Origin of the sequence: Flammeovirga sp. MY04 (genome assembly GCF_001682195.2) — a bacterium.
Lineage (GTDB): Bacteria > Bacteroidota > Bacteroidia > Cytophagales > Flammeovirgaceae > Flammeovirga > Flammeovirga yaeyamensis.
In genome coordinates this window covers 3,852,112-3,877,500 of the sequence record NZ_CP003560.2, presented here as the reverse complement: position 1 = coordinate 3,877,500, position 25,389 = coordinate 3,852,112, and the positions used below count along the sequence as shown (strand labels likewise).

Annotated in this window: 18 protein-coding genes and 1 rRNA gene; 13 read left to right on the top strand and 6 right to left on the bottom strand. The window is 34.4% G+C overall.

The window, feature by feature from the left end:
• Positions 1–32 precede the first annotated feature (32 nt).
• From rrf to MY04_RS15490, 3 genes are all read left to right on the top strand, one after another.
• Positions 33–144: ribosomal RNA gene (gene rrf, locus MY04_RS15500) — 5S ribosomal RNA — on the top strand.
• Positions 145–722: 578 nt separating this feature from the next.
• Positions 723–2,111: an alanine/glycine:cation symporter family protein gene (locus MY04_RS15495; RefSeq protein ID WP_066211040.1), complete on the top strand. Its 1,389-nt coding sequence runs from the start codon at positions 723–725 to the stop codon at positions 2,109–2,111.
• A 90-nt stretch (positions 2,112–2,201) separates the two neighbouring features.
• On the top strand, positions 2,202–2,642 hold the full coding sequence (locus MY04_RS15490; RefSeq protein ID WP_066211038.1) for a MarR family winged helix-turn-helix transcriptional regulator: 441 nt from the start codon (positions 2,202–2,204) through the stop codon (positions 2,640–2,642).
• Positions 2,643–2,675: 33 nt separating this feature from the next.
• Here the strand turns inward: MY04_RS15490 and MY04_RS15485 are convergent, their stop codons facing one another.
• Positions 2,676–3,539, bottom strand: a complete 864-nt coding sequence (locus tag MY04_RS15485) for a lysophospholipid acyltransferase family protein (protein ID WP_066211036.1) — start codon at positions 3,537–3,539, stop codon at positions 2,676–2,678.
• Positions 3,540–3,812: 273 nt separating this feature from the next.
• On the opposite strand from MY04_RS15485, the gene MY04_RS15480 reads away from it, so the two are divergent.
• The 6 genes from MY04_RS15480 to MY04_RS15455 all read left to right on the top strand — a co-directional run bounded on the left by MY04_RS15480 (position 3,813) and on the right by MY04_RS15455 (position 13,206).
• On the top strand, positions 3,813–5,930 hold the full coding sequence (locus MY04_RS15480; protein WP_084005914.1) for a beta-galactosidase: 2,118 nt from the start codon (positions 3,813–3,815) through the stop codon (positions 5,928–5,930).
• Between the two features lie 72 nt (positions 5,931–6,002).
• On the top strand, positions 6,003–6,830 hold the full coding sequence (locus MY04_RS15475; RefSeq protein WP_066211034.1) for a helix-turn-helix domain-containing protein: 828 nt from the start codon (positions 6,003–6,005) through the stop codon (positions 6,828–6,830).
• Between the two features lie 30 nt (positions 6,831–6,860).
• Positions 6,861–8,024: an MFS transporter gene (locus MY04_RS15470; RefSeq protein WP_066211031.1), complete on the top strand. Its 1,164-nt coding sequence runs from the start codon at positions 6,861–6,863 to the stop codon at positions 8,022–8,024.
• Between the two features lie 267 nt (positions 8,025–8,291).
• Entirely contained in the window at positions 8,292–10,703 is a 2,412-nt protein-coding gene (locus tag MY04_RS15465) for a TonB-dependent receptor (protein ID WP_066211029.1), read from the top strand.
• Between the two features lie 16 nt (positions 10,704–10,719).
• The gene (locus tag MY04_RS15460) at positions 10,720–11,946 is read left to right on the top strand and encodes a hypothetical protein (RefSeq protein WP_066211027.1); all 1,227 of its coding nucleotides are present in this window, start codon (positions 10,720–10,722) and stop codon (positions 11,944–11,946) included.
• Between the two features lie 72 nt (positions 11,947–12,018).
• Positions 12,019–13,206 (top strand): PepSY-associated TM helix domain-containing protein, encoded by a 1,188-nt coding sequence (locus tag MY04_RS15455; RefSeq protein ID WP_066211026.1) that lies wholly within the window; start codon positions 12,019–12,021, stop codon positions 13,204–13,206.
• A gap of 265 nt (positions 13,207–13,471) precedes the next feature.
• Here the strand turns inward: MY04_RS15455 and MY04_RS15450 are convergent, their stop codons facing one another.
• From MY04_RS15450 to MY04_RS15435, 4 genes are read right to left on the bottom strand one after another with little or no spacing between them, the layout of a single operon-like run.
• Positions 13,472–13,762 (bottom strand): DUF3817 domain-containing protein, encoded by a 291-nt coding sequence (locus MY04_RS15450; RefSeq protein WP_066211024.1) that lies wholly within the window; start codon positions 13,760–13,762, stop codon positions 13,472–13,474.
• Between the two features lie 17 nt (positions 13,763–13,779).
• Positions 13,780–15,930, bottom strand: a complete 2,151-nt coding sequence (locus MY04_RS15445; protein ID WP_066211022.1) for a 7TM diverse intracellular signaling domain-containing protein — start codon at positions 15,928–15,930, stop codon at positions 13,780–13,782.
• A gap of 25 nt (positions 15,931–15,955) precedes the next feature.
• Positions 15,956–18,187 carry an NAD(P)-binding protein gene (locus MY04_RS15440; protein ID WP_066211020.1) on the bottom strand — a complete coding sequence of 744 codons (2,232 nt, stop codon included), beginning with the start codon at positions 18,185–18,187 and terminating at the stop codon, positions 15,956–15,958.
• Positions 18,142–18,864 carry a transmembrane-type terpene cyclase gene (locus tag MY04_RS15435; protein ID WP_066211016.1) on the bottom strand — a complete coding sequence of 241 codons (723 nt, stop codon included), beginning with the start codon at positions 18,862–18,864 and terminating at the stop codon, positions 18,142–18,144. The genes MY04_RS15440 and MY04_RS15435 overlap by 46 nt, the downstream gene beginning before the upstream one ends.
• Before the next feature lie 278 nt (positions 18,865–19,142).
• Between MY04_RS15435 and MY04_RS15430 the strand changes: the two genes are divergently transcribed.
• Complete coding sequence (locus MY04_RS15430; RefSeq protein WP_066211014.1) at positions 19,143–19,925, top strand: hypothetical protein; 783 nt, start codon at positions 19,143–19,145, stop codon at positions 19,923–19,925.
• Between the two features lie 118 nt (positions 19,926–20,043).
• On the opposite strand, the gene MY04_RS15425 is transcribed toward MY04_RS15430, so the two are convergent.
• Positions 20,044–22,590: a M1 family metallopeptidase gene (locus MY04_RS15425; RefSeq protein ID WP_158297726.1), complete on the bottom strand. Its 2,547-nt coding sequence runs from the start codon at positions 22,588–22,590 to the stop codon at positions 20,044–20,046.
• Positions 22,591–23,070: 480 nt separating this feature from the next.
• On the opposite strand from MY04_RS15425, the gene hslV reads away from it, so the two are divergent.
• The 3 genes from hslV (at position 23,071) to MY04_RS15410 (ending at position 25,379) form a co-directional block, all read left to right on the top strand.
• On the top strand, positions 23,071–23,616 hold the full coding sequence (gene hslV / locus MY04_RS15420) for an ATP-dependent protease subunit HslV (protein WP_066211010.1): 546 nt from the start codon (positions 23,071–23,073) through the stop codon (positions 23,614–23,616).
• 306 nt (positions 23,617–23,922) lie between these two features.
• Positions 23,923–24,804, top strand: coding sequence for a 1-aminocyclopropane-1-carboxylate deaminase/D-cysteine desulfhydrase (locus MY04_RS15415; protein WP_236941077.1), 882 nt, complete (start codon positions 23,923–23,925; stop codon positions 24,802–24,804).
• A 188-nt stretch (positions 24,805–24,992) separates the two neighbouring features.
• Positions 24,993–25,379 (top strand): hypothetical protein, encoded by a 387-nt coding sequence (locus MY04_RS15410; RefSeq protein WP_066211008.1) that lies wholly within the window; start codon positions 24,993–24,995, stop codon positions 25,377–25,379.
• The last annotated feature ends 10 nt before the right edge of the window (positions 25,380–25,389 follow it).

Here is a 25,389-nt window from a genome sequence, read left to right as displayed (position 1 = left end):
TTACTGTTCACAGTCAATGATATTAAGACATTGATGGTGCCAATGACGTAGGTGTTCACCTCTTCCCATTCCGAACAGAGCAGTTAAGCCCTACAGTGCTGATGGTACTGGGTTAACCCCCGGGAGAGTAAGTCGGCGCCACATTCATTAAATATAGAAGGTTAGTTAACACGAGATGTTGGCTAACCTTTTTTTGTTTGTGCATATTTTGGCGTAAATCCCACTGCCACCCGCTTGAAATATCAGGATATTCCTGGGAGGTGTTGTTGTGATTTACACTCAAAATCTGAACAAACGGTTATGGATGATCATATATCGAAGAACAAGGTTGATATTATCCAACACACATGCATCTGCGAAAACCGATAGTTCCCGAGGGGCCAAGGCCACCTCGCTGGAGATGGGGATGTAGATGGTAAATCCAATATCTCAGAAATTACAGATGCCCAAATAGTGTAGGCCAATAGAATGTGTAACGAGGGGCCAAGGCCACCTCTCTATAAAGACGGAGAAATAACTAATGTACCCACGAAAAATAGTCCCGAAATCTTGGATAATATTATTATGTCGATGAATTTACCTACTAACTACTACCTACTACCTATTTTCTAATATCTTATAACATCATTAGCCTACATGATTGAATTTGATTAATTTAGATTTTTCAAATTCAAACAAGCTATATATTCAATAGCGATTATAATAATTGACTTTATCTTTTTATGGATTTATTTCAGCGTTTTTGTGCTGGTTTTAGTGCATTAGCATGGGGAACACCATTACTAGTGTTGCTACTTGGAGGAGGATTATTCTTCACTATTTATTCAAGGTTTTTACCATTTCGATATTTTAAACATGCTATTGATGTATTAAGAGGAAAATATGATGACCCTGATGCTGAAGGTGATATCGACCATTATGAAGCATTATCTGGAGCAATTGCAGCTACAGTAGGTATGGGAAATATAAGTGGAGTAGCAGTTGCACTAGTAGCCGGAGGTCCCGGAGCATTATTCTGGATGTGGATAAGTGCATTATTAGGAATGGCAACAAAGTTTTTCACATGTACTCTTTCAGTAATGTACAGAGGTCATGATTCTCATGGGCATGCTGAGGGAGGACCAATGTATTTTATAGAAGAAGGACTTGGTAAGAAGTGGAAACCTCTTGCTGTATTTTTTGCCTTAGCTGGTTTATTTGGAGTAACACCAATGTTCCAAGCAAATCAATTGACAGAGGTTTTAAGAACAGTTGTTTTTGTAGAAGTAATTCCAGCGGAAGCTAATATACACTTGGTTAATTTCATTATTGGAATGGTCATTTTAGTATTGGTATCTATTGTAATTTTTGGAGGGATTGAAAGAATCGGTACTGTAGCGGGTAAATTAGTTCCTGTAATGGTTGTTATCTATGTAGTTGCAGTATTAACTATGATAGTAATGAATGTTGAAAAGTTACCAGGAATTATTGATGATATTTTTGAAGGAGCTTTCAATTTTCGATCTGTTGGTGGAGGTGCTTTAGGAGCTGTAATTATGATTGGAGCCAAAAGAGCAGCTTTTTCTAATGAGGCGGGTATTGGTACTGCCCCAATGATGCATGGAGCAGCAAAAACAGATGAGCCAGTTAGAGAAGGACTTGTTGCTATGATAGGACCATTCATTGATACGATAGTAGTTTGTACAATGACTGCTTTAGCTATTATGTCATCAGGAGTTTATGATCAAACAGCAAAGAAAGTAGATGGCGTTTTACTTACAACAGAAGCCTTTAAAGCTGCATTTCCAGTTGGTGGTGCTGGGGTTCTTTCAGTATGTGTATTATTTTTCGCACTAACTACATTGTTCTCATTTTCATATTATGGGACAAAATGTTTAGGGTATTTAATTGGAGCTGATAAAAAGCATTATTTTAATTATTTCTATGTCTGTATGATTGTAGTAGGAGCTATGATTAAATTAGAAGCAATCATTAATTTAATTGATGGAGTATATGCGACGATGGCGATACCAACGATGGTAGGTGCTTTATTACTTTCCCCTAAGGTAAGGCAAGCATCTATAGATTACTTCGAAAGAATGGATAAAATTGATTATAAAAGAAGATATTAATTCTCCAATCAAGATATATAATGAGACCATCCGAAACATTTGGATGGTCTTTTTTGTAAATTTGTTATCCGATTTAATTAAAGGTAAACCATGAATAAAGACGATCTTCTTAAATTGGAAAATCAATTGTGTTTTCCATTGTATGTTGCCTCGAGGTTAGTGACTAAAATATATCAACCATTTTTATCAGAATTGGAGATTACTTATCCTCAATATTTGGTATTAATGACTTTATGGGAACAAGATCATTTAACCGTCAATCAAATCACACATAAACTATATCTTCAAACAAATACAGTGACTCCTTTACTTCAAAGAATGGAAAAGCAAGGGTTACTATCAAAGTCTAAATCGAAAGAAGATACAAGAAGTTATATAGTGAGTTTATCCGATAAAGGAAAAGAATTGAAAGAGCAGGCACACTGTATTCCAGAATCTTTGCTGAAGGAAAATACAATGGATCAGGAAGAATTACAGTTATTAAAGTCTACTTTGGATAAACTGATCCATCACTTGGATGAAAAAAAATAGGTAATGTTTTCACACCACCTATTTGATATACATTTATGCTGAAAGCTTCCAACGATTATGACTCCATAACCATAAAGCCGGTTGCTTATTAATATTTTCTTCCAATGCTTTAGAGTACTTTTCAATTAATGAGAATTTCTCCGAGGATTTTGGTGACTCATCCAGAAGAACGAACTTCGTCTCATAAACACCCCTCTTAATTTTAGTACACTGAGGATAAACGACAGCATAATCACTCTTATGTGAAATCACATCTGCACCCGTTAAAAATGCTGTTTTATTATGCATAAATTCAGTCCAATATTTAGATGCTTTTGGGTGAGCACTTGGACTCTGATCCCCAATAATTAAATTAAGCGTTAACTTATTTTCCTGCTGAAGTTTCATCAATGTCTTATATCCTTTTTGGGAAGGAACACACAAAACACCCATTCTACTGCGAATAAGCTGCATTAATTCATCAAAATATTTATTTGAAAGCGGTTGATAAAATGCAGTCACCTTATGTTGAAAGAAATTAGGGAAGAAAGCATTCCATTCCCAGTTCCCCATATGAGCAGAATACATCACAATACTTTTATTATTTTGATATAGCTGAGTAATCAGCTCTTCGTTTTCAATTTTAATACGTTTATTTACCGCTCTTTTTCCCATCGTTAACGTTTTGATACTCTCCACCATCATGTCGCAAAAGTGACGGTAAAAGCTTCTTTCAATACGTTTTATCTCTTTATCTGATTTCTCTTGAAAAGCAATCTTTAAATTGTTATTTACTACCCCTTTTCTATATCCAATTATATAATATACCAATACAAACATAACATCCGATAATAAATAAAGAATCGGAAGTGGTATTACAGATAATGCATAAAACGGAAAAAATTTTAAGTTTTTCATGTTGATTGAACAGTTTAGAATACTTCTTTTTAGGCTATAAAACCGTTGAAGTAGTATTTTATTTAGATGAATGATTGATAGTTTTTCATGTTCATGACAATTAAGATCAGAGATACCCCTATTCCGTTTACTATTTTTTACAAAAATTCACAATTGTATTTTATCTATGTACATTGTTAAGTGATGTAATAGATTAACTTATGGTTAAAATACATCCTACTTTACCTCCAATTTTTCTATTTATTACAGTGATCAAAACAACTAATATTAGCAATGAGAAAAAAAGCAAACAAACTTACTTGGCTTATAGGAGTGATAACTATTGGAACCCTATTTTTTTTAGCATTCAATCCGCCAAAATCAATTGATGAACACAGTTTGATAGACTTTTCATCTGAGGAAATATCAAATCAAATTAAAGCAAAAGACGCCACATTCGAATTGAAGAATAATACTTTGATTGTAAGGAATGGGTTCACTAAACAAGAATCAGGAGTAGTGATTTATGAATCAAATAACCACCCATGGAACTTGGAGGGAATGTACACTATTGAAGCCGAAGTGGAAAACTTAGGAGAAGAGTACATTCAAGTAGAAATGTTTGTGGGTGATAATGTAGATGAAAAAGGATTAATACGATGGTACTGTTCAGATTATGTTGATTTAGAACCAGGGGAATCAGGAAAAATTATTGTACCACTTGCATGGTCTCCTTGGGTATTTGATCCTCAGCCCCAATATTATCCTGGAATGAGAGGAATGTTTGGGATGTTGAAACGTGATGTGACCACCATCAAAGAAATAACATTTAACTCAAGATACTCTTACAAAGAAAATACCTTCGCAGTAAAAAAGTTGAGTGCTAAACAGCTATTAAAGAAACGAAAACCTGACAATGTTATTCCATTTGTAGATCAATATGGACAAAGTAAATACACCGATTGGAAAGGAAAAATACATTCAGATAGGGAGTTAAATCAAAGTATTACTAACGAAGAGAAAGATTATTTAGCACATCAAGAAGCTCCAAGTAGATCGAAGTTTGGCGGTCATATTGGATATGAAAATTTTGAGGCAAAGGGACATTTTTATACTAAAAAGCATCAAGGAAAGTGGTGGTTAGTCGATCCTGAAGGACATTTATTCTGGTCGAGTGGCTTAAACTGTGTAAATAATCATAGTATGTCTACAGGTATTACTGGGCGTGAAGAATTATTTTCTTACTTACCTAAAGGTGATGATCCATTGAAAAAGTTTTATAGTACATCAAAATGGAAGCCATTAGGATTCTATCAACAATTTGATGAGTATGAGACCTTCAATTTCTATCAAGCCAACTTATATCGAAAATACGGTGATCAATGGAAAAATAAGTTTGCAGAGCTGGCTAACAAAAGAATTAAATCTTGGGGTATGAACACCATCGGTTTTGTATCAGATAAGCAAACTATAGAATCACATAAAAATCCATATGTGGGTTCAGTTTGGATTAGAGATACACAAAAGATCGAAGGGTCGAATGGTTATTGGGGCAAATTTCACGATGTTTTTGCCAAAGATTTTAAATCAAAAGTAAAGGAATCAGTCGCTGATCAAAGTTTGGGAGCAAACGATCCTTGGTGCATTGGGTATTTTGTAGATAACGAAATGTCGTGGGGAAATATCGGATCCTTAGCAATTGCTACTTTGAAGAGCCCAGAAAGTCAACCGGCGAAAAAAGAGTTTATATCTGACTTAAAGCAGAAGTATAAAAAAATCGAGAAACTCAATAAACAATGGGCGACTAACTATGCTTCTTGGAAAGCGCTTTCTAAAAATACCAACCCAAAGTTAGGTGATGGTGCCAATGAAGATGTATATGCTTTTTATCAAAAAATAGCGATTACTTATTTTAAAACAATTCATGATGAATTGGCTAAAGTTGCTCCAAATCAATTGTATTTAGGTTGTCGATTTGCTTGGGGGAATAATGCGATTGTCATGAAATCGGCTGCTCAATATTGCGATATTCTAAGTTTTAATAAATACGAGTACAGTGTAAAGCATGTAAGTCTACCTGAAGATGTAGATATGCCAATTCTTATTGGTGAATTTCACTTTGGAGCAATCGATAGAGGAAGTTTCCACCCAGGGGTAAAAGTAGCTAAAGACCAAAATGATAGAGGAGAGAAATATATAAGTTACATTCAGTCGGCATTAAATCACCCGAATATTATTGGGGCCCATTGGTTTCAATATACCGATCAGCCTTTAACGGGCAGAGGAGATGGAGAAAATTACAATGTAGGTTTGGTAGATGTCACCGACCAACCTTACCAAGAAGTTGTTGATAAGTTTCGGGAAATCAACTACCAACTGTATGATTACCGTTTGGGTAATGTGAATAACTAATATTTGGTATCAAATATTCTAGGCAATCGATAAGTTTTCTATCTTGAGAAAGAATACTTATTGATTGCTTCAATGAAAAAATTTCATCTTAAAAATTTCTTAGATAAGCCTTCCGATACATTTCATATTGCTCGAACTACAATTGATAGTTCAGAGGATTTGAACTTACACTCTCATGATTATTATGAGTTTTTTTATATCTCAAATGGTCGGGGAGTGCATTTATTAAATGGAGAGGAAGAAAAGCTGGAAACCGGAAGTTTTTGTTTTATTCGTGATCATGATACCCATACTTTTAAAAAAGTATCTAAAGAGGGATTAGTGATTACGAATATCGCCATACCGAAAGATATTATTCATCAGTATTCGGCAAGATATTTTGATGGAAAACCGGTGTATTGGACCACTAATGATATTCCATTTAAAGGAACATTTAACAAGGAAGCTTTAAAAGAATTGATTAACCGAGTAAATATTTTACTTGATAATCCTCGAATATCACTTTACCTAGATCTTTTTATGTTGCATCTTTTTGATATCCTTCAACAGAAGAATACGATCAATGATGAAATTCCGAACTGGCTGATTCAGGCCATAGAAAAGTTTAGAATGCCACATCAATTAAATAAAGGACAGGCAGCATTTTTAGATTTATGTCAGCGTTCTGCAGATCATGTGAACAGGGTGGTGAAAAAAAGCTATGGGATGACGTTATCAGAATTGATCAATAAAGAAAGAGTGCATTACTGTGCCAAGCAGTTATCGATGACTAACGCTTCTTTGAAAAATATTTATACTGCAGCAGGTTATCAAAACCATAGTTATTTCTTTAGAGTATTTAAAAGAGAATTTGGAGTGACACCGCTAAAATATAGAGGTAATCAGCATAAAATTTTCTAAACAGAAATATCCAACATTAAACTGATATAAATGAATAAAAAACTCCATGCCTTTATTATGTATCTTACTGTTCCACTTGCAGCTGTTACAGTAGATATAGTAGTTACTTCACTTCCATCTATAAAAGAGGTTTTAGGTGTTGATACGCATCTAGCACAGTATGTATTTACATTTGGTGTATTAGGCTTTGGTATTGGACAAATCTTCTCAGGTTTTGTAACTGATGCTTATAATCGCAAAACAGTGTTGATAAGTTCAATTTCTATGTTGATAACTTTATTAATTGGAGCTGTTTTTACAAGTAATATTCACTTTTTGATCTTTTTGAGGTTTTTACAAGGCTTAGCTATATCATTTATAGCCGTTGCTTCACGGGCGGTGGTGAGAGATATTCACACCGATGAAGAATATAAAAATGCGGTGAATTATATCACCATAGGTTTTGCTTTAGCACTTACCGTTTCTCCTATGGTCGGTAGTTTAATTCTGACGATGTTTAGTTATAAAGCCGTTTTTGTTTTTCTGATCATCTATTCTACATTAATGCTAGTGATGATATTCTTTTCTAAAGAGACGAATAACAATAAGAAACCTTTAAATAGGAAGAATGCATTTCATGATTTAAAAATCTTGTTTCAAGATATGGTCTTTATCAGAAGCTTAATTATGTGTGGTTGTTTTTATACCATTGTTCCAATATTTGATACTTTGGGGAGTTTTTATGTGACCGATGTTTTTGATTATACACCTATAGAGTTTGGTTGGGCGGAAATTATATTAGCAGTAGCATGGTTATCTGGGAATATTTTTAATCGATTTTTATCAACAATTGACCTACATAAGAAAACGATGACCTCTTTTATTATTGGCTTTACAGGATGTATCATTGGGTTTCTTTTCTATCAATCTCAAGGAGAATCTGATATAGTTGTTATTGGTGTTATGTGCATCATCGTTTTTGTAGCTGCTATATTATTCCCTTTACATTTAGGTACAGCTTTAGTAAAGCACGGTCAAAGGGCGGGAGTGGCAAATGCGATTATTTTTTCTGGCTGTTGGATGATCACCTCATTCATTTCAAACACTGCTACATTTTTAGATCCTCATACTGCATTATCTATATATTTATTAATTGTATTTGTATTAGCTATAGCTTTATCAAGTTATTTATTAGGAAAAAGAAAACTTGGATAGGGTATCAAAAAAATAAATCAAGACTATACCTCTATACTAGAAAATATTGCTAGTGTAGAGGTATTTTTTTATCAGTTTAGATACATCAAATGGAGTTTTTTACACCTGATATTTTATTGTTAATTTTTTCATGTGAATAAATGTAAAGTCTTATTTATAATCCGTCTAAATTAATTACTTTTGATTGTTATTTATATTAAATCTAAATAAACAATTTTGAGAATTAAACCTTACTACCAACTTACTTTATCCTTTCTATTATTATTAATGACAACAACTTTCAATTCTACTTATGCACAAGAAGGTAGATTTATTGAGGGGCAAGTCATGAATAAAGTATCGAAAGAAGAAGTTCCTTTTGCACTGATCCAATTGATTGGTGAAACAAAAGGTGTAGTAACTGATATTCAAGGAAAATTTAAACTAACAAATGTCCCTTCCAATGCTCAAGTAAAAATCTCTTGTACGGGCTATTTAGAACAAATAATTGATGTTCCCTCTAATCAAACGACTCCAATTAAAGTATTCTTGGAAGAAGATTTAGTGAGTTTAGATGAGGTTGTAGTAAAAGGAGAGACGAAAGCACAAGAAATAGAAAAATCTGGTTTTGCTGTGGCCTCTATCGATACAAAAGATTTGCAGATGCAGTCTTTGGAAATCAATGAAATTTTAGATCAAACAGCCGGTTTGAGAGTAAGAAGAGATGGCGGTTTAGGCTCGAGTACTCAAATCAATATCAACGGACTTTCTGGGAATGCGGTAAGAATATTTATCGATGGAATGCCAATGGAATCGTACGGTTCTTCTTATTCGATCAACAGTATTCCTGTTTCACTTATCGAAAGAATTGATGTATATAAAGGTGTTGTGCCTATCGAATTAGGCAATGACGCTTTAGGGGGAGCAATTAATATTATTACAAAAGATGCTACGAAACAAGGTCTTGAAGGCTCATCATTAAATGTGGCGTATTCATATGGATCATTCAATACACATAGAGCTGATATTAATGGGTCTTTTAGAGATAAATCTGGAAAAACAGTAAGACTTTCAGCTTTCTATAATCACTCAGACAATGATTATGAAGTATGGTCTGACGATATCAAAATTAAAGATTATAGAGAGTTTTTACCGGATGGATCAAGAAATCCTGATTTTCTTTCGGTCATCAAAACAGGAGAAAGAGTAAAGCGTTTTAACGATGCTTACAGTTCTTACGGAGCAAAAATAGATGTAGGAGTAACCAATAAGAAATGGGCAGATCAACTGTTCTTTTCTGTCAATGCTTCAGAAGATTATAAAGAGAGTCAGCATGGTGCTAGAATGTTAACTCCTTATGGCGAACGTTACTCAAGAGGTTGGACAATTGCACCAAGTGTGAATTATCAGAAAAGAGATTTCTTGGTGAAAGGCTTAGACATTAACTCCAATGTTCAATATGCCATTTCTCAAAGAGCGACAGTCGATACCACTACGAATAGATACGATTGGTACGGCAATTTGATACCGCCAGTTGGTGGAGTAACACCACTTCCAGGTGAGGGAAATAACTCTACATTAAATCAAGACCAAAATAAAAATTTAATCGCTCGTTTATCGGGTGTTTATAGCTTTAACGATCAACATCAAATAGGATTTAACTACTCTTTCAATCAATATAATCGATCATCTGATGATCCAATGGCAGAAAGAGAACGCCGTGATTTTAATACCGCTAACATTGTGAACAAACAGATCACAGGCTTCACTTATCAAAACTCACTATTTGATGATAAACTGAAAAGTTCAGTCTTTGTAAAACATTATTACAATCGATTAGAACAAGAAAAAATTGAGTACACCAATAATGTTTTAGACACTGTTTATAATGTTCGTCCTGATGACAATTGGGGATATGGTGCAACAATGTCTTATGAGGTTTCTCCAAGAGTAAGAATTAACGCATCAGCAGAACAAGCAGTACGATTGGTAAATACCAATGAGGTTTTTGGTAATGCTTCTAGAGAGATTTACGAATCGACAGACCTTCAACCAGAAAAGAGTTTCAATGTAAACTTAGGTAGTCAGATAAAATTGGTTGACAATTCTTATCATGAATTGAGTATGAATACCAACTTCTTTTTCAGAGATACATACGATAGAATTAGAAGTACGATTATCGAACAAAATGATCAAAGCTATACAATGTTCGAAAACATTGGGCATGTAGTTTCAAAAGGAGTGGAATTACAATTTGATTATAACCTTGGTGGAAAGTGGAATTTCATGGTCCAAGGATACTACCTCGATTCAAGATTTATGGAGGAATTCAACTCTGAGGGAGTTAGAAATATACATTATATGGCAAGAGAACCGAACATGCCTTATCTCACTTTTAATGCGGGTGTTGGTAGAAGTTTCAATTCTCTTTTTAATACAGGCGACAGACTTCAGGTGAACTGGAACTTTGCCTACATTCACGAATTTCATTTTGATTGGGACGTTATCGGAGATCAAAACAAACCTATTATTCCCACTCAAGCGTTACACGATATCAATGTATCGTATACTTTCTCCAATAAGAGAGCGACAGTTAGTTTAGATTGTAAAAATATCTTTGACCAAATGGCCTTTGATAATTTTGGAGTGCAAAAACCCGGTCGATCAATTTTTGGAAAACTGACTTACAGAATTAATTAAACCTATTGAGTTTCAAATGAACAAAATTAAGTACTTTTTATTAGGTGCAATTGCATCTACAATGATTGCTTGTAGTACTGAAGATACTACTCCTGAAAACAATGATAAAGAAACAATTAAAGCAGATCACGTAGTGGCTCGTTTTAATGATTCGGATACTGAAGTGTATATCTCATCACCAGAAAGTTTAGAGGAAGGAAGCCTTACTTTCTTAAATAACGGATATCACTTAAACCCTGTTCGTTCTGCACGTGTATTTACAGATGATTTGGGTTGGGTATATATGTTCGATTATGGTGGGGGCTACTTGAAAAAATTAGCTTATAAAAACGGTACATATAATCTAGTAAGAGAATTGGATATTGCTCCAGTAATGGGTGGTAATCCTCACGTTCGTCCTTGGAAAATTAATGAGCAAACAATATTGATCCACAATATTAATACTGCCGACATCGAAGACGAAGGGAATGGTATCACTAAAAAGGGTACTATGTATGTTACTCGTGTTCAAATCCCAGAAGTGGTGATTTCTGAAATTATGGAAACTTGGGATGTTCCTGTTACTGATTGGGATTTAAATGAAAAAGCATATGCATTTAGAGTGGATGCTCCAACAGTAATGAACGACAAGATCTACTATGGTGTAGGTCGTAGAGATATCGAGAATAACAGCTCTGAAGGTTTAACAGGTATGCATACTATTGTTTTGGATTACCCTTCTTTAGAGAATCCAAAATACATTAGATCTGAATTAGGTAATGGTAATACAAATGGTTACAGAGGTTTAAATATGGCTGAAATTGATGGCTATGTTTATCAAGCAAATGCGGTAACTAACGACTCTGATCATACTGTTTTAGTAAGATTGAAAGATGGGGCGTACGATACAGAATGGGTATTTGATGTATCTGCAGCTTATGGTCAACCGATCAGTACTAACAAATGGTATCACGTAGGAAATGGTATTATTTACATGTCAGTTGAGTTTGGTGTAGATTCAGATCAGTGGGGACTACTTCGTTTAGATATTAATGCTAAATCTGTAGAGAAATTAGATGTACCTAACGGTGATATGTTCGCTTACCAAACGGCAATTGTTAGAGATGGTAAGTTCTACATGGCAATTACTCCAACAGATACGAACATCACTCCTAAAGTGTATATTATTGATGTTGCTTCTTCTGAGGTTTCAGAAGGTCTTTTATTGGATGAAGGTAATATTAGAATCGAAGGATTATTCTAATATAACAATATATGATATAGATAAAGGAACTACATTTGTGATGTAGTTCCTTTATTGTAAACTAAAATCGAAATGAAAAAAGGGTATTCTTTCAAACAACTTTGTGCAGACCTTCACCTTTGGTTAGGGGTAGCTACTAGTATTGTATTAGTGATCGTATGTTTTACTGGTACAGTATATACTTATGAGGCAGAAATTAAAGCTTACTATGACAGACATGTATCTTCTGTAGAAAACACAGAAGGTGATAAACAATCAGTAGATGAATTAATTCAAACACTTTCTTCGGAAAAGAAGGTATTTTCAATCAACATTCCTGCTGATGAAGAGAAAGCCTATGTGATAAACATGGCGACACCTGAAGAAATTAAAGAAGCCCAAAAAAGTAAAAAGAAAAGAAGAGGTATTGGTAAATACTATTATGTTGATCAATACAATGCAGATGTTTTAGGAACTCCCAACGAGAAAGTAAAAAAGGTAATGATGGGCTTTATGATGGTTCACCGTCATCTTGGCCTCGGTTGGGATATCGGTCGACCGATTGTAGGTTGGTCAACAATTATTTTCATCATTATCTCCTTGACGGGATTTGTATTGTGGTTACCAAAAAAGATAAAACAATTAAAAGCAGGACTTACTTTCAAGAAGAATGCGGGTTGGAAAAGAATCAATTATGATTTACACAATGTATTGGGTTTCTATAGCTTGATCATTCTTTTGTTGATGGGTATTACTGGTCCTTTTTGGTCTTTTGATTGGTATAGAACAGGATTGAATAAAGCATTAACAGGAGAGGAGAAATTCTCTAGAGGCGAGAGACCAAAAGTAGATCCTGTAAGTGAGAAACAAGCAAAATCGGTAACTTATCAAGAAATACTTGATAACGCGAATATCTATTTAGATTACAAAGGGGATGTGAGTATGACTTTGCCATCAAAAAAATCACCTTATGTAGCGGTTAGAAAAACGAATAAAGCATCCTTCTTTAGTTTACAATACACTGATCAGGTGTATTACAATGCTCAAAATGGTGAATTGATCAAGGCGGATTTATTTAAAGACAAGCCTCTAGGTAAACAACTGATGAGTTTGGTAAAGGCAATACACTTGGGATATGTATTCAATGGTTTTTCTAAACTATTGTACTTTGTCTCGTGTTTGATAGCTACGACGCTACCTGTAACAGGCTTGATCATTTGGATCAATAAACTGAAGAAAAAGAAACAAAGAAAGAAGAAAAAAGCAGCTTTAGCTGTGTAAGATATTGTTTTAGAATTATCCCAAACTTAAATCCTTTTAAAGGTGTAAAGGGCGATACCTCTCATAGAAGTACCGCCCTTTATTTTTAAGCAGTTATACAATCAAAATCGGAAGTTTTAGATCTTCTTTTTTTGACTACTCTACGTTAGAATTTCATCACGTAGCTAAGGCTATGTTCTTCAATTCTGCCTTGATTAGTCAAAAAAATAATAATCCAACTTTTCCCAATTTTAAATGTTTAACTGCTTATCAATTAAACTATTGTTTAGTCGATATATTTTACGAAGATCTTTTTATCCGCCACAAAAGTTCCAAAAGGAAGGAGTGAAGCGATAAACGACCATATACTATTTTTAAAACCCCATTTTTTATCAAAATGAACTTGTAGCACCAAATAGATGTAGGCAATAAATAAAACGCCATGTGCCATGCCAACTATTTTATTCGGCATTCCCATGTCTGCCATATATTTAAGAGGCATACAAATAAAAACGAGTAGTAGAAAGGAGATTCCTTCTAGGAAACCTACAATTCTTAAACCTTTGATTGATGTCATTCTGATATTTGTTTAGTTTAAATCTCAAACCCTACCACAGTGATATCGTCCACTTGACCATATCTAAAGTATGAAATCCATTCTTCTAAAACTTGCTCGATCTTCTTTCCTTGATCTTGCATAGACAAGTAACTTGTATCTCTAAGTAACTCTCTAAATCGTTTTGTCATGAATTTACGTTCTTCGACACCACCAATTTGATCTGCATAGCCATCGGAGAACATGTAGAATTTATCCCCAATATTAACATCAATTACTGTAGTTTCATAAGAGAAAAGATCTTTTCTTACCAAACCACCAATCGAAAGTTTACAGCCTTTAATAATTTCTATTTCTCCATTATGGCGAACGATGACCAATGGCCTTTTGGCACCAGAATAATAAATCTTTCTTTCACGAAGGTTTACTCTACATAACGACATGTCCATACCGTCTTTGTTCTGAGAATCGTTTTGCTTTAAAGCATTCTCAATACCTTCGTTCATGAATTTCAATACTTCAGCAGGATCAACTACTTTTCTGTGTTCGATGACATCACGAAGTAGTTCACTACCTAACATCGACATAAAACCTCCTGGAACGCCATGTCCAGTACAATCCACAGTAGCAATAAAGAAGTCCTCTTTATTTTCTAAATGATATGCCCAATAGAAATCTCCACTAACGATATCCTTAGGTCTAAATAATACAAAATGATTTCTTAGAAACTTACTCAAATATTGATCTGTAGGCATCATTGCTTCTTGAATACGCTGAGCATAATTAATGCTCTGAGTGATGTTGGTATTCTTTAATTCAATGATTTTATTTTGTTCAAATACTGTTTCCATAGTAGAATGAAGTTCCTCGTTAGTAGTAGCTAATTCAGAGTTCATTTCCTCCAATTCAAGTGTTCTATCTTTTACTTTTTGTTCTAGTTCCTTGTTCTTAAGTTCGATTAATGCTTTTTTCTCTTCTTCTTTCTTTGCTACTTCTCTTCTTGCCTCATTAATTCTTTCACCAAGACCTAATGAGAATAAAGACAGTTCTAGAATTACACCAATTTCAGTAACATTAGCAGAACTGAAAATCCATAAATGAGTAGGTAATATTCCTAACATTTGAAGAATAGAAATTCCCATGCTTAAGAAGTAGAACACTCCAGCAATAAAGAAATATTTACCTGCTACAGATTTTCTAGAAATACGATAGGCCAATACGATAATCATCGTATATGCAATACTTGCTGATATGAAATTGTAAATAATAGACGGAGTTGTTAGCCCAGTAATGTAAAGAATTAGAGAGATAACAGTGCCTATTTTAATGATGTTTAAAGTCTTATTTAATTTAGGAAAATACTTATGAAGCTTTAAGAATGATTGAGCAAAGAAAATATAAAAGAATAAGCCACCCATACCCGGTATATTCACCAACTGTTCCTGATATGATGCTGTTGGAAATACTTTCTCAGATAAGAAACCAGATAAACCTAAACAGTAAATTGTAATAAACACATTGTATCCAACATAAAATAAATACGTTTTGTCTTTTACAATAATGAAAAGGAATAAGTTATAGAAAGTCATGATCAACATTGCTCCTAAGAACAAGAAATGAAGCATGTCTTGAGGGGCATTGATCTTTTCAAAAGATTCACTTTTATAAACTGTAAAGGGTAAAGAAGTGAACTGAAAATACTCACCATTTACATAAGATCCTTTAATAAAAATCTGACTTTCAGAATTGGCAGGTACGGAAAGCTTTCCAAATGAAAAGCTTCCCTCTTTATATTTTTTATTTGAATTTTTTTCTAAAATACCCCCTTTATAGACATCGTGGTTTTCTACATTAGGAACGTAAAACTCTAGATAATCGAATTGACTACTTCCTACATATACTTCCTGCGGATGATCCAACTCGTTTTTTATCACAAAAGAAAGCCATACAGAAAATTGTTCATTAGGTATCTCTAATGAGGAAATACTTAAAAATTGATCATCCAATTGATGTCCTAAAACATCATCCATATCATATTCCTTATCAAAAGGAAGATAGGTCATTTGCTCCTCGATATTAATTGATGTAAAATTATCATCAATAATAACTTCAGGAGGTCCTGACTTTGCAAGTGAGTGATTGATAGAATTGCCTATCAATAAAAGATGAAATAAAAACAATAGCTTCATAGTTGGTCGTGCTGTAGTCTAAAAATTAATCTATTTCTAATTCCTTTTCCAAGGATCGAATAGTCCAATTATCTGTAATGATTTCGATGTTGTTAGGTTGATCAGAAAGTGCCTTGGCTGTTAATAAGCCCGAAATCACAGCTCCTTCTACAAATCCGGCATTCATACCGTTCTGTATCCAATCTCCTGTAACATATAAGTTACTGAATCCTGTTTGGTTGGTCTTTAATCTGTATTTAGAACTATCTACTACAGATAAAACATATCTTTCGGAAGGATCAATATTCACTCTTGTGTAAATAGAACTGATACGTTCCTCACCTTTTCCATTTTGAAGGTCCACTAAAGCGTCCCAATCAAATTCTCCTTTTTCATTGTAGAGATTTGGAATTAAGTGCTGTAGATATTTATCAATATATTCCTTCAGGTTCTCCTTTACTCTTTCTTGCTCTTTTTCTGGAAAATCATGAACATTGAAAGGAGGGATATATTCAGCATCTTGGAAAACACCGCAAGAATAGGCTACATATTTAGGATCGTGTTCTTTAGGCCAATCTTCTTTATCAAGAACTTGATTCATGGCACAGAATGTATCTACAGGTTCTACATAAGTTGATTGTAGCTTGTCCTCTTCAATACCCAATCCTTTGGCGTCCTTATTGAACCAATATTGATACGCTTGCGTTTGAACAGTTCTCATTTTCTGAAGCATAGTATACCAATCATCATTGGCATCAATTAATTCAGAAGCAACATGTGGAATAGTAGCTAACGAGAATCCAAAAATTACTTCATCAAAATCTTCGTCTTTATTTAAGATGATCGTATCTCGATCTTCCCAATCTGTCCAACTCGATTCTAAATTGATATTTCTATCCTGTAATTCTTTTGCTTCCTTATCGTCAATTTGATCATACATTGGACGCGAAGGCCAACAATCCAATCCTTTTACATTTACCAAAGGATTATAGTTATCTTCTTTTAACGTGACTTGTTTACCGATAACCACCTTATCAATTGCCGAATTGTCTTCTGTTAATGTAATGTCTCTAACCGCATGGAAGAACTTAAACATATCGGGTTTCTTACGCACTAGGTCCTCGTAAATTGGACCAAATATCGTGTCTCCCATACCAGCATCCATTCTCCAAACAATATTTTCTTTACATGTAAAACCAAGTCTCAAGAAAATATTAAGAATGGTACCTGCTTCTACATTTGGTGTATGAGGATTGCCTTTTAAGAAAGCAAAAGGACCATCGTACATCGCTCTAACGATTGGAGAACCCACAGTGTGTTCTTCTGATGCTCCATGTTTCTGTAACCAATCGCCATAATCAATATCGTTGATCACATCAAAATCAAAATGAAGTTTACCGTCTTGAACTGTCAACACTTTATCTTTTAGCATACCAGTGAAAAGGGTAGTACCAAAATCAACAGCGAGCCAAGCTCTTCTAGCAGTATCATTTTCCTCAACTAGATCACCTAAAAGGTCCCAAATCCAGTTTTTAATTTTTCTCCAACTTTCTAGAACATCACTAACATCCTCATCGTTTTTCAGCTTCTCGGTCATTCTTTTAACAACTTTACTGAATAACGGCTGAATCTTAGCAATGATCTCATCGTCTAGAGCGTCCAATTCTTCTTCTAAGTGATGGAAGAAGCGGTCTTTAATTTTTTGTACCTCAGCATCTGATTTCCCACCAAATAATTTGATAAAGAAATCAACAATTTTCTGAAGCCAACTTTTATTTTTGATATGTGATAAATGATCTTCCAACCAACCCACAATGTGGTGAATGATAAAATCAGAAATCGCTTCTAAAATTTCTTCTACTGATGGAAGTTGTCCATCGCCCACTTTACCAGGTAAAGCAGGGAAGGGTACTTTCCAGTCTACCCATTTATTATTTACATTTTCTGTGAAGATGAAATAGTCTTGTTTTGAAAAAGCTTTTTCGAAAGTAGACATTGGTGCATCTTTCGGACGATCAAGATTTTTATAAACATCTTTGATCATTTTGAAAGCATTCTCATAGAACCCCATCCATAGATGTAGACCGTGTTCTTCGATTCTGTAACCAATTTCAGGATTTACACCACTTGCTCCTTTACCTCCAATTCTCCATCCTAATTGATAAACAGTAATGTCGTATTTTTCTTCCCAGTTCGGTTCTTGCATCAATGTATACACTGATGTCATAGCACTTAAGCCTCCACCGAGTACTGCAATTCTTCTTGGTTTGCTTCCCATGATTCTTCTTCTTTAACTGGTTTATATTGTTTGAATAGTACGATGTAGATCACATCGATAACGAAAGAAATAACTCCTAAATTGATTAAGAAAAGAGATTCAGGCCATTTAAATATCGACCCTAAAGTGATCACACCCGTACCGATACATTTTAGAATAGCCACTTTAAAGGACAAACCTTTACCTCTCATATTAGCATTAAAAACTAATTGATAGATATAGAGACCTGACATGATTACATTAATCATTAAAGCAGATGTTACTCCCAAAGGATTGTCATCACCTACTTTTCCAAAAGTGTAAACAGTAAAGAACCAGAAAATAAGTGCAATGATATACGTATATCTAAACCTCTTCTTTAAAACAGGAAGTGGCAATTGTTTATATCCATAAACAAGAATAGTAACGTTGATGAACACATCAAGAAAGAACCAAAAACGAACACCAATAATAAATGGCATACCTAATTCGGGTTCAAACATGAATCCCCAAATAAATTCCCAGACCCAATTGCCAGGACCAACCATTAATGGCATTTCATTGATTTTATACTTTCTTACACCTTTTATTATCAAGATGTATGCTGCAAACCAGCTAAGAAAACCAATAAAAAATAAAATGAGTTCGAATTGTGTGTACCCTAAAACGTTTACAGCGTGGTGGTACCAGTCCGACATATAGTTAAAAAAATTCATAGCAACGAGAGCCCTTATTCTTGTAGTAAGTTAATAGTTGAGAAAATGTTTATAAAAAATGAGTGTTCCGAAATATAAAGAATAAATCGTATTGAAATTATAATTTTCTCATTTAATATGTATTCCATTATAAAATATGTGGTGTTTTAAGGTGGATATCAAACCATTATTAGAATAATCGTTTATTATTGTAACTACATATATTTTTTATTTTTAGTGATAACTATTTTTCATCATTTTCTCAACAGTCTACTAATACTATGAAAAGAGCCAGTTTATGGGGAGAGTGCGATGCTATACTTGCCGCTACTTCTTACCCTAAATCCGAAGTGACTAAACTTATTCCAAAAGAAATAGGTTTAAGCGAACAAACACTTACTCCAGAAGGAGAACACCCTATAGTTTTTATGTTCAATACACAGAAGATTCATATCTTCTTCTCCTTCTTTACCATGAGGTATTACGAAATGATTCCTCTTGTACCGTATGTACATTTTAAGAATAACCCAACGGTCAATTATCAAATGTCGCCAATCTTATATGTGAACAGCTTTTTAATTGTTTTGGGTGGACAACTGATGTGGCATATCAACAAAGTGTTAGGGAAGTTTAAAGTCCCATTACCGATATCAGATTTTCCAAAAGTAAAACACTATAGCGAAAAGGTATTTAGAAAACATATTGAGGCAATAGAGATGAATGCTGAAGCGGATGGAGATACAGGAGTGATATCAGATTTTCCAAACGCAGAAAAGTTAAGGGAATTATGGCATACCAATGCGATTGTGAATAATGATACTACTTTTTGGACTGCTCAATATCAAGTAACAGATAAAGAGGTACAGCCTGCTAAAGTAGCTATAGATTTAAAAGATATCGATGGATTACCTTCAGAAAAGATGGAAATACCGTCTATAAAGAATACTATTTTAGGAGGATTAAGGTTAAAATTCGATTGGAAATTATGGTGGCCTAAAAAATACAATGCTACTTATTCAGCACCGAAAGAAGAAATAGTTACCAAAGAAGTACTAGTAGATTAATATCAAGAATCTCTTCACTCTCACTTTTGAAAAGTGAACACCTTCATTTGATAAAAAAAAAGAGTGAAAAGCAGGCCTTACCTCGCTTTTCACTCTTCCCTATTCACTCTTCACTTATTTAGTATCCTTGTTGAGAAAGCTCTTCAATCACTTCTTTATTGGTTTCGTTTTCCAACGCTTTACCCACTTTCTGACTGATTCCTTCTACTTCCATTAAAGGACTGACTGCTTGATAAGCGGCAATCTTAGTGCTTTTGCTGCTTCCTTTATTCGTAGCATATTTAAGTATAATATCAGCGGCTTTCATTTTCTCTTCATCTGTCTTGAGTTTGATCACATAGCCTGTCATAGAACGGAACATATACTGTCTGTATTGATCGTTCATTTCAGCTAGTTTTTTATCAAACCAATCGAGCTTTTCAGGTACTTCCAAATCAGTATAAATGATAGAAAGAACGAAAACTAGGTTAGGGTTCTTAGCATCTTCATACTCTTTAGCTTTAGCCAAAATACTAGGGCCTTCAATGCTTGCCGAGTGATAAATTGATGTCGCAATTACTTCATAAGAACTATCGTTAAGGGCAATTTTTGCAGTTTTGATAAACTCATTATCCACCGTACTCAATGTATTAATAGCATTGGCTCTAACTGACGATTTTTTGTCTTTAATCGCCATCGTTCTAATTTCTTTTACAACTTCTGTAAGATCGCCAGTACCTTGGTAGTCATTAAATACATCAACGGCGTGTTCTCTTATTCCCCAGAAGTCATCAGATAAATAAGGTTTGATATCTGCAATGATCGAAGGATCAGCAGTGATCGACTCACCTAATTTATCAATTGCTTCCACTCTGTGCATCACTTGTTCAGCATATTTGGCTTGAACTTTATAAGCATTGGCTGTTTTTGAATGATTGAACACACCTGGAATAATATGGTCAGGATCGAAAATAACAACGGCAGGGGCAGTATCGAAAGAGAATTGGAAAGTCTCTACATCTTTACTAACAGTGATGTTTCTGATTTCCTTTTTACCATCTTCCCAAATGAAGCTGACTTTCGTTGGAATCGTATAGATTGGAGTATATTTTGGATCTTGTTCCTGTCTTACAATCAGTTTTACAGTTCCGTTAGCAAAAGAGTCTTTGATAAAGAATGTTGGATGACCGGCATTCATAAACCATTGGTTGAAGAACCAATTCAAATCTTGACCAGTTACTTCTTCGAATGCTAATCTAAGGTGTGCGAATTCAGCAGGTTTAAAAGCGTTATTTTTAAGATATAATGAAGCACCTTCAAAGAATGCATCATCACCAATAGTATGTCTTAGTAAATTAAGAATGTAACCACCTTTGGCGTAAGAGTGACTATCGAACATGTCTTCTTTGTTCTGATAGTAGTATCTAATTAACGGTTCTTGTTTAGATTCTGATTCATATAAATAGCTTTCTAATTCAGATTGGATGTTGTAGTCAGCCTCGTCTTTTCCTTGTTTGTACTCTCTCCAAAGGTACTCACTGTAATTGGCCCATGATTCGTTTAGTGGCAGGTTAGCCCATGATTCTGTAGTGACAAGATCACCAAACCAATGGTGGAAAAGTTCGTGAGCAATAATAAAGTCCCAATCCTGATCTAGTTTTTCTCTATCAGTTACCTGAACCGATTCCATAAAAGTAGAAGCAGATGTATTTTCCATTGCACCACTTACGAAATCGCGGATAATAATTTGAGAGTATTTATCCCATGGGAAAGGATAATCGAAACGTTTAGAAAAATATTCCATCATCTCAGGAGTGTTACCAAAGATGGTACGCGCATATTTTTCATATTCCGGTTCAACATAATAGCTCACTTCTTTACCTCTCCATTCGTCTTTAACAATGGCAAAATCACCCACGGCCATCATCGTTAAATAAACAGAGTGAGGTAATTCTTGTCTCCAATGATCTGTTCTAGTTCCGTCTGCATTTTTTTGCTGACTAACCAGTTTACCATTCGAAAGCGATACATACTTGTCTTGAACAGTCATGTAAATATCCTGTTTCATCTTTACATTTGGATGATCGAACATTGGGAACCAACAAGAGTTCGCAGAAGTTTCCCCTTGCGTCCAAATTTGTTGAGGCTTACCAATTTCATCTCCATAGGGGTTGATGAAGTATAGACCTTTGTCTTCTGTTATGGCCTCCGAACCAGAAGTCTCTCTTTCGTTAGGCTTTGCAGTATATTTGATATGGATATAGAAGATATCGTCTTTAGTATATTCTTTATCCAAAGCGATATGAATTTGAAGGCTATCATATGAATAGTCTAAATCACCTAAACTTTTAGATTTTTGATCTACCAACTCCACCTTATGCAGGTCGAAGTTTTTAGCATCAAGTATAACATCTTTTTGAGAATAAAAATAAGGTTGTAAAGTGAGTACTGCATCACCGTTTAGTCTTTGTTTCTCCCAATCGAAACTCACTTTTAATTGAGTGTGTAATAACCTAAAATCTTGATTGTATGCAGCATTATAAGGTCCTTTTTTAGCTACCCAAACTGGTTCTGTTGGTGTTTCTTCCACTTCCTCTATAGCTTCAGTAGGAGTGTCCACTAAATTAGGGTTTACTTCAGTTTGGTCTTGTTGAGCAACACTTTGTGTAGTTTTACACGATTGCATGAGGGCAGCTGAACTAAATAGCATTAGGATGGCCCTTTTTATATTTATTATCATCGAATTATGTAATAGAATTAATTCTAGGTATTTTTTTTCGTAATCAATTCTGAAAATACTCTAAATTATTGAGACTATTTAAAGTGAACATTGATTATCCTTGTTTTTTATAAAAGTATAATGAAAAATACACGGTTTTTATTGTTGAAAATGGAATTATCTGACAAATCGGGTCATTACTATTAAGGATAAAGTGATAAATGAGGGGCAATATCAAATAAACTGACAATTTGTCGATGTCTACCTTGGTGGGTCATTTATTGATAATACAAAAATCAAAATCTGGTTTGTAGTTTGAGAAAGGAAGCATTAAATTCAATAAGATAAATAGATACTTCAACTCAAAAACAGGAATGATGAAAAGACACATCGTTCTTTCTATCATTTAAATCATTTGAAAGAAATTAATAACATAAAAATATAAACATGGAAAAATTTAGATCAACCACCGTCCTTGCGATCAAAAAAGATGGTAAAGTGGCATTGGGTGCAGATGGACAAGCAACTTTCGGAAATACAGTAGCTAAAAGTAACGTTAAGAAAGTAAGAACACTAATGGGCGGTAAAATCCTTTGTGGTTTTGCGGGTTCAACAGCAGACGCTTTTACTTTAATGGAGCGTTTCCAAGAGAAATTAAGTTCATATGGAGAAACGAATATGAAACGTGCAGCCATCGAATTAGCAAAAGATTGGAGAACGGACCGTTACCTTAGAAAATTAGAAGCAATGATGATCGTAGCAGACATCAACGATGTATTGATTATCTCGGGTACAGGTGATGTCATCGAGCCTGACCATGACATCGCTGCTATTGGTTCTGGTAGTATGTATGCACAGTCAGCTGCTCTAGCACTTAAGAAACATGCTCCAGATTTATCTGCTGAAGAAATGGTAAGAGAAGGGTTGAGTATTGCTGCAGATATCTGTATTTATACGAACCACAATTTTGTGATTGAGTCGGTGAAGGAATAGTTAGGAGAGAGGAGTTGGCTGAGTTGACGCTCGTTTTTAACTAATAGGTAATAACTAATAACTAAGGGGCAGAGGTGTGCTATGTGGATAGTGTATCAATAGCTCAGGAGTTTATTCCTGTGGATAGTTATTTAAGTAAGAGGTAAGAGGTAAGAGGTAAGAGGTAAATTCATAATTAAGGGGATTCCGTGCAAATTTTGAGTTTGTTTCTTCAAGGATGTTTTTACCACACACTACATGAAACACCTGCGTTAGAATTAGTAACTACGTTTTTCACTTTTCATTTTTAATTTTTCATTTAAAAAAGTGATAAAAGAAAACACTCCGATACAAGAAATTCAGAACCCCATTCTAGACCAGAATGGGGTTCGCCTTTTTATAAAGAGAGACGATTTAACTCATCCAGATGTATCGGGTAATAAGTGGAGGAAGTTAAAGTATAATTTGCTTCAGGCTAAAGAGGAGGGGTATTCTACAATACTTACTTTTGGTGGAGCCTATTCGAATCATATTCATGCCTTTGCGGCGGCAGGGAAATTATATGGATTGAAGACTATTGGGGTGATAAGAGGAGAGGAGCATTTGCCTTTAAATCCAACATTAAGTTTTGCTGAAAGTCAGGGGATGAAGTTAGTGTATATGGATCGCACTTCATTTAGAAATTACAGAGATCATATACCAAGGTTGAAGGAAGAGTTGGGTGATTTTTATGTGGCACCTATGGGAGGATCAAATGCTTTAGCGTTAAAAGGTGTCGCAGAATTGGGTGAAGAAATCAATAATTCTAATCAACAATTTGATGTTGTATGTGCGGCTGGTGGAACAGGAGGTACATTGGCAGGGTTAATTTCCTCTCTTGATGAAAATATGAGAGTTTTAGGATTCCCCGCACTAAAAGGAGGTGAATTTTTATATGATGATATTCGTGGCTTTATCAAAGAGTCGGGTTTGAAGGAAAATGTGGATTGGGAGTTAATAACTGATTATCATTTTGGAGGCTATGCCAAGAAAAAGCCAGAACTAATTCAATTTATAGAGGAATTTCATCAAAAACATCACGTAGAGTTAGAGCGAATTTATACTGGTAAAATGCTTTATGGTGTGATGGATCTTATAAGTAAAGGATATTTTTCTAAAGGTGATCGAATACTGTGTCTTCATTCTGGTGGATTACAGATTAATCGCTAAAAAAAATGTCATCGGACGAGTGTTAAATCTTGATTTATAACCCTAAAAACTTGCTTTTTTGATAAATTTAACATATTTTAAAGATATTGAAAATTAAATAAAACTTACACGTTGCAGAAAAATAAATCCAATCTGTAACAACCCAAATTACGTATATAAATATATTCTCAACCAAAAACAATACTACCATGAAACCTAAAGCTTTCTTCACTGCATTTCTGTTATTGATAGGTAGTGTATTATTTGCACAGACTGATGAGATAAAAAAATTAAACAGTGAAGAGTATTCGCCAGAAGAGTATTCCATTCTTGAAATGTTAGGCCCTGAATACACTGTAAATTTAGAAGCAACTATAAGTGAATTAGATTGGGGTTTAGGTGCTCAAATGGAAAACGAAGCCCTTAAAGATGAGGTCACCAAAGTTTCGGAAGTATATGTATATAGTGCTGAAGATTTCAGACTTGTACATTACCATAATGGAGACGTTCATAATGTTGATCTCGATCAAATTTCTAAAAAAGCAGATTTAATAATGTCTTCAGAAGGAACATATTATTATGTGCTAAGAGATTAAAAATGTACTA